General features: G+C 68.5%; 12 protein-coding genes. 7 read left to right on the forward strand and 5 right to left on the reverse strand.

Annotation, left to right across the window (positions count from 1 at the left end):
- Window positions 1-14 precede the first annotated feature (14 nt).
- Window positions 15-959, reverse strand: a complete 945-nt coding sequence (locus ASC92_RS27475) for a LysR family transcriptional regulator (protein ID WP_056522570.1) — start codon at window positions 957-959, stop codon at window positions 15-17.
- A 101-nt stretch (window positions 960-1,060) separates the two neighbouring features.
- Here ASC92_RS27475 and ASC92_RS27480 point away from each other — a divergent pair, with 101 nt between their 5' ends.
- Window positions 1,061-1,888, forward strand: coding sequence for a DODA-type extradiol aromatic ring-opening family dioxygenase (locus tag ASC92_RS27480; protein ID WP_056522572.1), 828 nt, complete (start codon window positions 1,061-1,063; stop codon window positions 1,886-1,888).
- Between the two features lie 4 nt (window positions 1,889-1,892).
- Here ASC92_RS27480 and ASC92_RS27485 read toward each other — a convergent pair whose 3' ends face one another.
- Window positions 1,893-3,356, reverse strand: coding sequence for a glycosyltransferase family 2 protein (locus ASC92_RS27485; protein ID WP_056522575.1), 1,464 nt, complete (start codon window positions 3,354-3,356; stop codon window positions 1,893-1,895).
- A 136-nt stretch (window positions 3,357-3,492) separates the two neighbouring features.
- Here ASC92_RS27485 and ASC92_RS27490 point away from each other — a divergent pair, with 136 nt between their 5' ends.
- Both ASC92_RS27490 and ASC92_RS27495 read left to right on the forward strand, forming a co-directional pair.
- Window positions 3,493-4,053 (forward strand): cytochrome b, encoded by a 561-nt coding sequence (locus ASC92_RS27490; RefSeq protein WP_056522578.1) that lies wholly within the window; start codon window positions 3,493-3,495, stop codon window positions 4,051-4,053.
- A complete protein-coding gene (locus ASC92_RS27495) occupies window positions 4,050-4,907 on the forward strand; it encodes an alpha/beta fold hydrolase (protein WP_056522581.1) in 858 nt (285 codons plus the stop codon). Before ASC92_RS27490 ends, ASC92_RS27495 begins: the two co-directional genes overlap by 4 nt.
- A gap of 237 nt (window positions 4,908-5,144) precedes the next feature.
- Here ASC92_RS27495 and ASC92_RS27500 read toward each other — a convergent pair whose 3' ends face one another.
- Complete coding sequence (locus ASC92_RS27500; protein WP_056522585.1) at window positions 5,145-6,272, reverse strand: ABC transporter substrate-binding protein; 1,128 nt, start codon at window positions 6,270-6,272, stop codon at window positions 5,145-5,147.
- A 116-nt stretch (window positions 6,273-6,388) separates the two neighbouring features.
- Between ASC92_RS27500 and imuA the strand changes: the two genes are divergently transcribed.
- From imuA to ASC92_RS27520, 4 genes are read left to right on the forward strand one after another with little or no spacing between them, the layout of a single operon-like run.
- Window positions 6,389-7,201: a translesion DNA synthesis-associated protein ImuA gene (imuA, locus tag ASC92_RS27505; RefSeq protein WP_056522586.1), complete on the forward strand. Its 813-nt coding sequence runs from the start codon at window positions 6,389-6,391 to the stop codon at window positions 7,199-7,201.
- On the forward strand, window positions 7,170-8,525 hold the full coding sequence (locus tag ASC92_RS27510) for a Y-family DNA polymerase (RefSeq protein WP_056522589.1): 1,356 nt from the start codon (window positions 7,170-7,172) through the stop codon (window positions 8,523-8,525). The genes imuA and ASC92_RS27510 overlap by 32 nt, the downstream gene beginning before the upstream one ends.
- Complete coding sequence (locus ASC92_RS27515) at window positions 8,518-11,874, forward strand: error-prone DNA polymerase (protein ID WP_056522592.1); 3,357 nt, start codon at window positions 8,518-8,520, stop codon at window positions 11,872-11,874. Before ASC92_RS27510 ends, ASC92_RS27515 begins: the two co-directional genes overlap by 8 nt.
- Before the next feature lie 59 nt (window positions 11,875-11,933).
- Entirely contained in the window at window positions 11,934-12,851 is a 918-nt protein-coding gene (locus ASC92_RS27520) for a hypothetical protein (protein WP_056522595.1), read from the forward strand.
- A gap of 18 nt (window positions 12,852-12,869) precedes the next feature.
- Here the strand turns inward: ASC92_RS27520 and thpR are convergent, their stop codons facing one another.
- Entirely contained in the window at window positions 12,870-13,385 is a 516-nt protein-coding gene (thpR, locus tag ASC92_RS27525) for an RNA 2',3'-cyclic phosphodiesterase (protein WP_056522597.1), read from the reverse strand.
- 12 nt (window positions 13,386-13,397) lie between these two features.
- Complete coding sequence (locus tag ASC92_RS28395; protein WP_082519751.1) at window positions 13,398-13,601, reverse strand: hypothetical protein; 204 nt, start codon at window positions 13,599-13,601, stop codon at window positions 13,398-13,400.
- Window positions 13,602-13,624: the final 23 nt, after the last annotated feature.

Consider the following 13,624-nt stretch of genomic DNA (forward strand, 5'->3'; position numbering starts at 1 on the left):
GTCTCCCGGAGAGCTCAGGACTTTAGCCGCGCATGCATGACCTTGCCCTGGAAAGGTGCGTTCTTCGGCGCCTCCTCGCCAAGCCGCTCGCCCAGGAAGTCGATGAAAGTACGCAGCTTGGGCGACATGTACTGCCGGCTCGTGTACACCGCGAACAGCATGACGGGCGCGGCTTCGAATTCCGGCAGCAGCCGCACCAGCCGGCCCTGCGCGATGTCGTCGTCGATCAGCCACAGCGGCATGAAGGCGATGCCCATGTCCGCGCGCACCGCATGCAGCGTGAGCGTGGTGTCGTCGGAGCGCATGGCTGGTGCCAGCCGCAGTGGAAACATCCGCCCGCCCGGGCCCTTGAGCGCGAGGTTTTCCAGGTTGACGTAGCTCGGCACGATCGCGCCCAGCCTTGCAAGATCGGCTGGCAGGGCCGGCACGCCGCCCATGCGTTTTAGGTAAGCCGGCGTGCCCGCGAGGAAGAAGGGCACGCGGCACAGCGGCCGGGCGATCAGCGCGGGCGAAGGCTCCTGCGTGGCGCGCAGGGCCAGGTCGTAGCCGTCGGCGGCGAGATCGACCTTGCGGTTTTCCAGGTGCATGTCGACCAGCACCTCCGGGTATTTCTCGCGGTAGTCGGCCAGCACGCGCGCGAAGCGCGGCGTGGCGCACCACACGGGCGCGCTCACCTTGAGTTGGCCGCGCGGCGTGTCATGCGTCTGGCCGATGGCGGCTTCGGCCGCGTCGAGCAGGTCGAGGGCGCGTCGGCTCTGTTCGTACCAGGCGGTGCCGGCCTCGGTCAGGCTCAGGTGGCGGCTGGAGCGGTGCAGCAGCCGCGCGCCGAGCGACTTCTCGAGCTGTGCCACGTGCTTGCTGGCCATCGGCGGCGACAGGCCCAGCCGCTCGGCCGCGGCCACGAAACTGCCGGCCTCGACGACTTCGCGGAACACACGCAGGCTGGTCATCCGGTCCATGACAATCTTTCCTGTGGAGAACTGATTCGATGCATCGTAGCCTGTCGATTTCCTTGGAGGAAATGTCTACAGTCGATGCAACGCTTTCAAGGAGCATCGACTTGACCCACGACAACACCAGCGCTTCATCGCGCCTGCCCACCTACTTCATCTCGCACGGCGGCGGCCCCTGGCCCTGGATGAGGAAGGAAATGGGCCCGACCTACGACCAGCTCGCAGCATCCCTGGCCGACATGCCGCGCCAGATCGGCCGCACGCCCAGCGCCATCCTGATGGTGTCGGCGCACTGGGAAGCGCCCGTCTTCACGGTACAGGGCAACCCGAAGCCGCCGATGATCTACGACTACGGCGGCTTTCCGGCGCACACCTACGAAGTGCACTACGACTCGCCCGGTTCGCCCGAACTCGCGCAGCGCGTGCAGTCGCTGATCGCTACCGCCGGCCTGCCGGTGCAGATCGACCCCGAGCGCGGCTACGACCACGGCATGTTCTCGCCGATGGCCGCGATGTACCCGAAGGCCGACGTGCCGGTGGTGCAGCTGTCGCTGCGCCGCGGGCTCGACCCGGCCGAGCATCTGGCGCTGGGCCGCGCGCTCGCGCCGCTGCGCGACGAGAACGTGCTCATCGTCGGCAGCGGGCTGAGCTATCACAACCTGCGCAACTTCGGGCCGCAGGCGCATGGCGTCTCGAAGGCTTTCGACGACTGGCTCGACGCGGCGGTGGTGAAGGGGACTGTGGCCGAGCGCAGCGGCCAGTTGCTCGACTGGGCTTCCGCCCCGGCGGCACGCATCGCCCATCCGCGTGAAGAGCATCTGATTCCGCTGATGGTGGCCGTCGGCGCGGCCGAGGCCGAAGCCGGGGAGCGCGTCTATCACGAAGACGCGTTCATGGGCGGGCTGGTGGTGTCGAGCTTCCGTTTCGGCGCCTGAGGCTTCAGCCCCGCCGCACGCCCTCGGCGTCCACCAGCCCGACGCGCGTCTGCCGGCCCCAGGTGCCGCGCCCCGTCAGGAAGGTCCACCAACCCCAGGCCGCGCCCGTGTGGCGCAGGATCTGGAAGGTGAAGGGCTCGACCAGCGCGGCCACGAAGGCCTGTGTCATGCTGGCTTCGCTGTCGTGACCGATCCAGCGCCGGTACAGGTACACCGACCACAGGTGGAAGGCGAGGTCGAGCACGATCTTCGCGCCGATCACGCCGGCCACCGGCGCGAGCACACCGAAGTTGCCGCGCACCAGGTACACCAGCAGCAGCCCGAAGGCCGCAAGGCCGTAGAGCGGCTGCAAGGTGTCGATGGCCTTCACTGGCAGCATCGCGACACCGAGCCATCCATAGCGCCGGTCGCCGACCATGGCGCGGTACCAGAACTGCGTCTGCAGGAAGCCGCCGAACCAGCGGCGGCGCTGGCGCAGGAAGGCGCCCGTGCTGCTGGGCGCATCGGTGTGGGCCTGCGCGTCGCCCAGCACGCGCACCGTCCACGGCAGGCCGTGGGCCTGGGCGTGGCGATGAAGGCGGTGGATGAGCTCGTAGTCTTCCACCAGGCAGTCGGTGTCGAAGCCGCCCACGGCGCGCACCGCGTCGGTACGAAAGCCGGCGAAGGCGCCCGAGATCAGCAGCAGGCCGTTGACGCGCATCCACGCATAGCGCGAGAGGAAGTTGCGGATGTACTCGTACGTCTGGAACCACTGGAAGCAGCGGCCGGCCAGCGTGCGGCTGCACACCGGAATGATGACGCCGGTGGCGGCCACCAGGTCGGGCTCTTCGGAGAACGCCCGGCGCACGGCGCCGATGGCCTGGCCGTCGAGCAGCGTGTCGCCATCGACCGTGAGCACGGTGTCGGTGTCGATACACAGGATGGCCGCGTTCAGCGCGACCGCCTTTCCGCCATGCGGCAGGCGCAACCAGAAAAGAGAAGGATGCGTCGTGCTGGGCGCGCTCAGCTCGCCCGGGGCCGGCGCGACGAGACCGTAGCGCGTGGTCAGCAGTTCGGCCGTGCCGTCGGTCGAGCCGTCGTCGGCGATCACGATGCGGTCGGGCACGTCGGTCTGGCCGAGCAGGGCGGCCAGCGTCACGGGCAGCACGGCCGCCTCGTTGTGCGAGGCGACGATCACGCCCAGCGTGTTGCGCCGGGTCGCGCTTGCGACGGCGGGCAAGGGACGCGGCCACAGGATCGGCAGCGTCATCCAGGCCACGAACAGCAGCAGCACCGTGTCGTACAGCACATAGGCCAGGCCCACCGACCAGGCGGCGACGTTGCCGACCCTGAAGGCCATGGCGAAGAGCAGCGCCCAGAGCACGAGCACGCCCCCGTGGATGAGCCAGCTTCGCAGCGGAGTCGGAGTGTTGGGGGGCGACAGGCGCGGCGATGCGGCCGCGAAGGCGCGTTGGAGAGGATCGTTCAAGTGAAGGTGCCCGGGGCGACAGTCGGTCGTTCGTCGATACGCAAAAACTCGGCCTGCGGTTTCGAGAATCCCGGGCAAAGCCGGGACAATCGCACGCGCCTTCGACTGAGTCGCCTCACGGCCGAAAATTCCCCGCATGCTCGCACAAACCCGCTACACCCGAACCGCCATCGCGCTGCACTGGCTGATCGCGGTGCTCATGATCGCCAACATCGTCCTGATCCTGCTGGTCGACCACTACCCCGACGACTGGGTGCGCCCGGCCGTCGACACCCACAAGTCGATCGGCATCACCGTGCTGGGCCTGGTGATCCTGCGGCTCCTGTGGCGCGCCACGCACAAGCCGCCGCCCATGCCGGGCTCGTACGGCGCGCTCGAACGGTTCGCGGCGCATGCGGCCCATGGCGCGCTGTACCTGCTGATGGTTTTGCTGCCGCTGTCGGGCTGGATGCACGATTCGGCCTGGAAGGACGCGGCCACCCACCCGATGCAGCTCTTCGGCCTGTTCGAATGGCCGCGCATCGGCTGGATCATGGCCATCGAGCCCGCCGTGAAGGAAACCTGGCACACCGTGCTGGGCGGCGTGCACGCCTGGGCGGGCTATGTGCTGTACGTGCTCTTCGGGCTGCACGTGCTGGGTGCACTCAAGCACCAGTTCCTCGATGGCGAGGCCGAACTCCAGCGGATGCTGCCATGACGACACCGCAGACCGAGGCACGAGGCCTCATCGCGCGCATCGACGCGCTTTCCACCCACCACGACCCGGTGCACGAGGGCGTGCGCGTGCGCTGGCGCCGCTTTGGTACCGACACGACGAAGCCCCCGTTGGTGCTGCTGCACGGCGGCCACGGCAGCTGGATGCATTGGCTGCGCAATGCCGAGGCGCTGTCGGCCGGGCGCACGCTGTGGCTGCCCGACATGCCGGGCTTCAACGAATCCGACGCGCTGCCCCGCGTGGCGCCCGGCGAAGACTCGCTGCCGCCGCTGCTCGCCGCGCTCGGCGGCACGCTCGACCAGCTCATCGGCGCGGGTACGCCCATCGACCTCGGCGGCTTTTCCTTCGGCGGCCTGACCGCCGCGCGCTTCGGGGCCGGGCGCGGGGCGGTGCGCCGCTTCGCGCTGATCGGCAGCGGCGGCCACGGTACGCTGCGGCGCATGACCGCGAAGATGATCAACTGGCGCGCCGCGCCCAACCGCGACGAAGAGCGCGCCGCGTTGCTGCACAACCTGGGCGCGCTGATGCTGCACGACAGGGCCGCCATCGATGCGCTGGCCTTCGAGATCCACGACATCTCCTGCCACGGCACGCGCTTTCGCAGCAAGGAGGTGTCGCAGTCGGGCGGGCTGCAGCAGGCGCTGAATGCGCTGGGCGTGCCGACGCTGCTGCTGTGGGGCGAGTTCGACGTCACCGCCGATCCGCGCCCGCTGGTGGCGCAGCTGGTGGCCGAGGGGCCGGCGCGCGAGGGCGTGGTGATCGATGGCGCCGGGCATTGGGCGCAGTACGAGCGTGCCGCCGAGGTCAATGCGCGGTTGCTGAAGTTCTTTGGCTGAACTTCAGCGTTGTTCAATCGGGGTGCGATCCCGTCGACGCGGTGACCTTTTTCGCGAATGTCCCCCGCTTCGCTCCTCCTTTATTTCGCGAAAAAGGTCACCGCATCGGCGTGATCGTTCAGAGCACTTGTTAAAGGAGGAGCGAAGCGGGGGACATTCGCGGAGGGGAGTACCCGGTGGCCTGTGCACGCGCCCCGAATGAATTCCCCCGCGCCAATAAGAAAAGAAGGCAGGCCCTCAGCGAAGATAGCGCCCGTCGGCCTTCAGCATCGACAGCTCGGAGAAGGTAAGGCCGCGGTGCTCGCCGGGCCGGTACGACACCGCAATGCCGCCGAGGTCGAGTGTCTTAAACGACTCCAGGCCCTTCTGCAGCGACTCCGGCGTCGGGTTCGCTCCCGCGCGCTTCAGGCCTTCGACCATGACCTTCGCGGCGACGTAGCCTTCGAGGCTGGCATAGCCGAACTCGGTCGCGCCGATCTTCTTCATGGCCGCCTGGTACTCGGCAATCACCGGCATCGCGCTGTTCCACGGATAGGGCACGACCTGCGAGATGACCACCCCGGCGGCGTCCTTCTTGATGTCCTGGAACAGCTTCTGCCCGTTCAGGAAGGAGAACGAATAGAAGGCCGTCTCGTTGCCCGTCGCGCGGTAAGCCGTGATGAACTTCGCCGCCACCTCGTTGGTGGCCGCCAGCACCACCGCCTTGGGCTTGAGCTTGGCCAGCTCGGCGGCGCGCTCGGCGGCGTCGGAGCCGTCGTTCTTGATCGCCACGCTGCCGGCCATCTTCTCGCCGCGCTCGGCAATGAACTTCTGCGTGCTTTCCAGCGCCGACCGTGCGCCCGGGTTGTCGTTGTGGGCGAAGGCGATGCGCGAGAGGCCGATCGTGAAGAGGTGGTTCACGATGCGGTTGTATTCCTCGTCGAAGCTGATGCGCACCGGGAAGCCATATTCGGTGGGCTTCACCACCGGGCCAGAACCCGTATAGGGCCCGACGATGGGAACCTTGAGTTCGTTGGCCGCCTTGATCGCGCCGATCGACGACGAAGTGCCGATCGGCATCAGCACGCCGATGGCGCCGTCCTTCACGAAGGTCTTGACGTTCTCGGCGCCCTTGGCAGGGTCGTAGGCGTCGTCGAGCTGGCGCAGCTCGACCGGCCGGCCGTTGATGCCGCCATTCGCGTTCACCGCGGCGAACATGGCACGGATGCCGAGCAGGGGCTCGGGCGACAAGGACGCCAGCGGCCCGGTCTGCACGTAGGTCTGGCCGATCAGGATCGGCTTGGTCTGCGCCTGGGCGGACGGAAACCCCATGACGGTGGAGAGAGCGACGAAGGCCGAAGCCAGCAGATGAATCTTTTTGTGCATGTTGGTAACTTAGTGTTAGCGATCCCATCTTAAGGCGATGGCCCTCTCAGGTAAATCGGGTCTTTGGTTGCGGCCTGGAGGGTACTGTATAAAAATACAGTTAACAGTCTTCACCCATGGGCCTCCCTTTCCTCGATTCCTTTTCCGCTGCCGCAGGCCGTGGCGTCTGGCATGCCGACGAACTCGGCTTGGCCGACGCGCAGGTCGCCGCCACCGGCCACGCCGCGCTCGATGCGGAGTTGCCCGGCGGCGGCTGGCCGGTCGGTGCGATGACGGAACTGCTGCAAACCGTGCCTGAGGCCCATGTCTGGCGACTGCTGCTGCCCGCGCTGGCGCAGGCGGTGCAAGCGCGCGGCGGGCCGGTGGTGCTGGTTGGCGCGCCTTACGAGCCTTGCGGACCGTCGCTCGCGGCGCAGGGGCTGCCGGTGGAAGCCCTGATGTGGGTCAGGAGCGAGGCCCCGGCCGCGCGGCTGTGGGCCTGCGAGCAGGCGCTGCGCTGCGCGGACATCGCCGCCGTCGTGGCGTGGCTGCCACAGGCGCGGGTGGGCGAACTGCGGCGGCTGCAACTGGCGGCCGCGCAGCACGAGGTGCTGCTGTTCGTGTGCCGGCCCGAATCGGCCGCGCTGTCGGCCTCGCCGGCGCGGCTGCGCATCCGCGCCGGGCGCTGCGAAACGGACGCGTCGCAGATCGAGCTGCACATCCTCAAGCGCCGCGGCCCGCCGCTGGCCGCGCCGGTGATGCTGCCGGCGCGCAACGAACGCATGGCCGCGCTGCTGGCCGCCGCCCGGCTGCGGCGCAAGCTGCGGTTGCAGCAATCGGGCATGGTGCTGGCCGGCGAGACGGCAGCTTCTTCGGCGACCGTGGTGCGCATCGACGCGTGGAAGGGAGGAGGCCCGGATGCACTGGATCGCCTTGCAGTGGTCGCTTGACGCCCAGGCGCCGGACTCGCCCGACCCCTCGACCCTCCCCACGCCCGAGGCCCTCGGCTGGTGGGCGCTGCAGTACACCCCCCACGTCGCCTGGCAGGACGAAGCGCTGATGCTCGAAGTCTCCGCCTGCGAGCGCCTGTGGGGCGGGCGGCTGCAGCTGATGCGCCAGCTGGTCGCCTCCAACCCCGCGCCCGACGTGCGCATGCTGGGCGCGCAGGGCGCCACGAGCCTGATCGCGCTGGCGCGGCTGCGCCTGTTCGAGCGCGACGAGAACAGGCCCCAGGACATTCCGGCCGGCCTGCCGCTCGACACCCTGAGCGCCGCGCGCGAGCACCTCGACCTGCTCGCGCGCCTGGGCTGCCGCACCTGGGGCGATGTGGCGGCCCTGCCGCGCGGCGGCCTCACGCGGCGCTTCGGCGCGAGCTTGCGCCAAGCGCTCGACACGGCCTGGGGCCTGCGCCCCGAAAGCCATGCCTGGCTCACGCTGCCCGACGTGTTCGAGCAGAAGTTCGAACTGCCCGCGCTGGCCGAGACCGCGCCCGAACTCATGTGGTCGGCCAACCGGCTGCTGTCGGCCCTGCAGATCTGGCTGCGCGCCCGCCAGCGCGGCGCGCGCGCACTCGAGCTGCAATGGACGCTCGACCTCAAGCGCTTCAACGGCGTGAACCTGCCGCCGCACCAGCAGGTCACCGTGCGCACGGCCGAGCCCACGCAGGACATGGCGCACCTGCGCCGCCTGCTGTCGGAAAAGCTCGCCCTCACCACGCTCGCGGCGCCCGCGAGCTGGCTGCGCCTGCGCACGCTCGAAACCGATCCGTGGGCCGGCGCCAGCACCAGCTTCCTGCCCGAGGACAACCGCAAGGGCGACAGGCTGCACGAGATGGTCGAGCGGCTCAGCGTGCGGCTCGGGGCGCAGCAGGTGGTGGTGCCGTCGGCACAGGCCGACCACCGGCCGGAGCGCAAGCAGGCGTGGCGGCCCGCGCTGCAGAAGGAGAAAGTGCCCGCCAAGGCCCGCAAGGACGAGAAAGCCGCGGCCTCGCAGCCCGATGCCATCTATCCGCCGTGGCTGCTGCCCGAGCCGCTGCTGCTCGAAATGGACGGCGAGCGCCCGTGCTACCGCGGCCCGCTGAGCAGGCTGATCGGGCCGCAGCGTGTCGAGGCCGGTTGGTGGGGCGACAAGGAAGACGGCGGCCAGCCCGCCATGCGCGACTACTACGTCGCCGAAAGCCCCGAAGCCGGCCTGGTGTGGATCTTCCGCGAGCGGCCCTCCGCGCGCTTTTCTTCCGGCGAGGTGCGCTGGTACCTGCAGGGGTTCTATGCCTGACCTGAGCGGCAAGCAACTGCGTGGACGCAACTCGGCGAAGGTGCATGCGCTGCCCTTGCCGCTGCGTGGGAAACCCACGTTCACGCTGCCCGACTACGCCGAGCTGCATTGCCTCACCCACTTCAGCTTCCAGCGCGGCGCCTCGACGCCGGAGGAAATGGTGGAGCGGGCCTACCAGCTCGGCTACACGGCGCTGGCGATCACCGACGAATGCTCGGTGGCGGGCATCGTGCGTGCGCATGTGGCCCTGCGCGAGCTGCCTGCGAAGCTGGACGAGCACGAGCGCGAACATCCCGATGAGCCGCCGATTCCGCGCAATCCCGGTTTCCGCCTGCTGTTCGGCAGCGAGTTCCGGTTCGAGCGCTTCAGGCTCGTGGTGATCGCGAACGGCACCGAAGGCTGGGGCAACCTCTGCGAGTTCATCACCGCCGCGCGCAACACCGAACTGCCCAAGGGCGAGTACCGCGTGAGCTGGGAAGACAGCGACGTGGCCTCGCTGCAGGACTGCCAGGTTCTTTTCGTCCCGCAGCGCAACCCCGGCGGCGCGGTGGATGCGGCAACGCTGCACGAAGACCTGTCCGCCGCCAGGGCGCTGTATGGCGCGAACCTCTGGCTGGCCGTGGAGCTGTTCAACGAGCTCGACGACGACCTCTGGTTCATCACGCTGATGCAGGCGGGCGAAGAGGCCGGCGTGCCGCTGGTGGCGGCCGGCGACGTGCACATGCATGCGCGTTCGTGCAAGCCGCTGCACGACGTGCTCACGGCCGTGCGCGAAGGCCGGACCGTGGCCGAATGCGGCTTTGCGCTGCAGCCGAATGCCGAACGGCACCTGCGCCCGCGCATGCGGCTGGCCGATCTCTACCTGCCGCAGATGCTGGCGAACACGCTGGTGGTGGCTGGTCGGTGCAGCTTCGATCCCGAGGTGATCCGCGAGAACTACAAGTACCCGCTGGAAAGCGTGGGCAGCCATGAAACACCGGCGCAGACGCTGGTGCGAAAGACGTGGGAGGGAGCGCAGGTCCGCTATCCCCAGGGCGTTCCCGACGCGGTGCGTGCGCAGGTGCAGAAAGAGCTCGACCTGATCCTCGAACTCGAATACGAGATGTTCTTCCTCACCGTGGAAGACATCGTGCGCTTCGCGCGCTCGGAGCACATCCTCTGCCAGGGGCGCGGATCGTCGGCCAATTCAGCGGTCTGCTATTGCCTGGGCATCACCGCGATCAACCCCGAGAAGGGCCACCTGCTGTTCGAGCGCTTTCTGAGCCGCCACCGCCGCGAGCCGCCCGACATCGACGTCGACTTCGAGCACCAGCGGCGCGAAGAGGTCATCCAGTACATCTACGACAAATACGGCCGCGAGCGTGCCGCCATCGCAGCCGTCGTCATCTGCTACCGCTCGCGCAGCGCGTTGCGCGACGTGGGCAAGGCCATCGGCATCGACGAGCGGCTGATCGACGAGTTCGCGAAAGACCACTACTGGTTCGACGACACCGTGCTCGGCGAGCAGCTGCGCCAGGCGGCCGCACGCGTGGGCGTGGCGGAAGACGAGCTCAAGCTGGTGCAATGGATCGAGATGACGCAGCGGCTCAAGGGCTTTCCGCGCCACCTGAGCCAGCACGTGGGCGGCTTCGTGCTCACGCATACGAAGCTCACGCGGCTGGTGCCGGTCGAGAAGGCCTCGATGAAAGACCGCTCCGTCATCCAGTGGGAGAAGGACGACCTCGAAGCCATGGGCATGCTCAAGGTCGACGTGCTCGCGCTCGGCATGCTCAGCGCGATCCGCCGGGGGCTCGACCACATGAACCGCTGGCGCAACTCGACGATGGAGATGCATCACATCCCCAACGACGACCAGAAGGTGTTCGACATGATCTGCGACGCCGACACCATCGGCGTGTTCCAGATCGAGAGCCGGGCGCAGATGTCGATGCTGCCGCGCCTGAAGCCGCGCACTTATGAAGACCTCGTGATCGAGGTTGCCATCGTGCGGCCGGGGCCGATACAGGGCGGCATGGTGCATCCGTATCTCAAGCAGCGCGAGCGGGTGAGCAACAAGCTGCCCATCCATTACGAGAAAGAAGAATTGCGCGAGGCGCTGGAGCGCACGCTGGGCATCCCGATCTTCCAGGAGCAGGTGATGCAGATCGCGATGATCGCGGCCAAGTTCACTGCCGACGAGGCCGATCAATTGCGCCGCGCCATGGCCGCGTGGAAGCGCAAGGGCGGCCTGGGCAAGTTCCACGACAAGCTCGTGCGGGGCATGGTCGAAAACGGCTACAAGGAAGCCTTCGCCGAAGCCATCTTCAAGCAGGTCATGGGCTTCGGTGACTACGGCTTCCCCGAAAGCCATGCCGCGAGCTTTGCGCTGCTGGTGACGGTGAGCAGCTGGCTCAAGAACTACGAGCCGGCCTGCTTCCTCGCGGCACTGCTCGATTCGCAGCCGATGGGCTTCTACAGCCCCTCGCAGCTGGTGCAGGACGCGCGCCGCCATGGCGTGGAAGTGCGTCCGGTCGACATCACGAAGAGCGAGATGGACACCACGCTCGAAGCCCGCGCGCTCGATGCGCCGCGCATGCCGCCGGGCACCGATGCGCGCTACGCCGATCGCCTGGGCAACGAGAACCAGCCTGCGGTGCGGCTCGGCCTGAAACGGATCTCGAGCCTCAGCAAGCAGGGGGCAGGGCGCCTGCTCGAAGCGCGTGCGCAGGCGCCTTTCATCAGCACCGAAGACCTCGCCCTGCGCGCCGAACTCGACGGCAAGGACATGGCCGCGCTGGCCGCGGCCGATGCGCTGATGTCGCTCTCGGGCCACCGCCGCCAGCAGGTGTGGGACGCCACCGCGCAGTACCGCGCGCCGGCCCTGCTCAAGGGCGTGCCGATCCACGAACAGGCGCTGCTGCTGCCGGCCGCGCCGGAGGGCGAGGAGATCGTCGGCGACTACGCCGCGCTCGGCCTCACGCTGCGCCGCCATCCGCTCGCGCTGCTGCGCCCGCGCCTTGCGCGCATGAAGCTCATGAGCGCCGAAGAATTGCGCTCGCTGCCCAGCGGCCAGACCGCGCGCGCCTGCGGCATCGTCAAGGGGCGCCAGCGGCCCGGAACCGCCAACGGCACCATCTTCGTCACGCTGGAGGACGAGACCGGCAACGTCAACGTCATCGTCTGGAGCCACGTCATCGAGGCCTGGCGCGAGCCGCTGCTGAAGTCGCACTTGCTCGCGGTGCAGGGCACGTGGCAGCGCGACGACGACAGCGGCGGCAAGGTGCAGCACCTGATCGCCACCGGCTTCAAGGACCTGACGCCGCTCATGGGCCGGCTCGCGCTGAGCAATACCAGCCGGGACTTTCATTGATGCAACCGTTCGTTCCACGCCTCGCACCCCGATCGACTTTTCGCTAACCTGCTCCAGCCATGTCCGAACTCGTCCTCGACCCCATCCTCGCCACGCCCATCGGTCCGCCGCCGCCCGCGCCCGACATACCGGTGCCCATGCCGCCGCCGCCCATGCCGCCACCCGAGGGCGACCCGCCGCCGGTCATGCCGCCCGTGACCGACCCCGGCTTTCCGCCACCGGTGATCGACCCGCCGCCGCCGATGCAGACGCCGCAGCCGCTGGTGCCGTTCGGCAAGCTGCATGCGCGGCGCCTGCGCGAGATCTACCGCTCGGCCGGCTGGCCGTGCTGCGACGCCATCGAGGTCGAGCTGCTCGCCGGCGGCTACCTGGAGCGCGTGCGCGCCGTGCATGGCCACGAGACGCTGCGCGTGACCGACGCCGGCATTGCGCGCATCGCCACCACGCTCACCATCAACCGCGCGGCGCTGTCGCCGCACGAGGCATTGGTCGAGCGCGTGGCGCGCGAGATGACGCGCGGCGGCCGCATCGCATGGCGCGGCCTGGGCCTGCGGGCACGCCTGCCGCCGCTGGAGGAGGGCGGCAAGCCGCGCTGGTGCATTGCGCGGCCCGATGTGTTCTCGATCCGCAATACCAGCGTCGAGGCCTATGCGCACCCCATCGTGCACGAGGTGAAGGTGAGCCGCGCCGACCTGCTGGGCGACCTGCGCAAGCCCGACAAGCGCGCGGCCTACCTCGACCTGGGCGGCGAGTGCTGGTACGTGCTGGGCAACGACGCGAAAGGCCGCTGCATCGCCACGCCCGAGGAGGTGCCGGCCGAGTGCGGCGTGATGGTGCTCGAGGGCGAGCGTCTCGTGGTGGCGCGCGCGGCCGTGCATCGCGCGTTCGATCGCATTCCGTTTGCGGTGTGGCTTGCGCTGGCCAAGGCGCAGCCGGTGGAGGGCTTCGAGGACGACGCGCAGGACATGCTGATCTGAGCTGTTTCCTGGCGCAGTTCAGTGCAGGGGATAGGAGCCCAGCAGCTCGTGGCGGAACGGGGACGTGAAATGCGAGCGCACCAGGCGGAACTCGGTCGCCGTCCAGCGGATCGGGGTCCGCAATGCGGGCCCTGCGGCATGCTCCGAGTGCCGTGCGATCGTGATGTGCGGCGTCCACACGTGAACCAGAAGGGGAAAGCCGGCCCGCAGCAGCACGTGGGTGATGTCGTGCTGAAGGCGTCGCAATCCTTCGTGCTCGGACGGCTGCACCACCGAGACATCGTTCGGCCAGGTGCATGAACGATCGAGCGTGAGTTCCAGCGGCTGCATCGACACTTCAGCGAGCGCGGCGCGCAGGCGTTGCTCGGCGTCTTCCTGTTGATCGTCAAGATACTGGAGCGTCAGATGCAGGCGTTCCTGGGGCGGAAAGGAGCAGCCTCGGGGCCACAACCAGTCCTTGCGGTGAGTCTCGATTTCGACCTGGACTTCCCTGGCAGGAAAGAGCCCGATGAGGAGCTGTCTGCGAGCAGTCATTGCGCACCTCCTTCAGGATTCGGATGGCCACCAATTCTCGGCTGTCGTGCGGATCACGCGCGCCGCCTGGACGCGAATGTCGTCCTTGTCGCGGGCTACCTTGAAGGGCCAGGTCGAAATCCGACCGGTGCGAGAGCGGGAGCGGGCCTGCAACGGGTGCAGCCGGGAGAAAAAAAGAACCTGCGCAGAGGGCGCAGGTGGGTTGGCGGTGGTCATGGGCGTCGCCTCGAAGTTGTTCT

The sequence above is a fragment of the Variovorax sp. Root411 genome (assembly GCF_001425205.1).
Taxonomy (GTDB): domain Bacteria; phylum Pseudomonadota; class Gammaproteobacteria; order Burkholderiales; family Burkholderiaceae_C; genus Variovorax.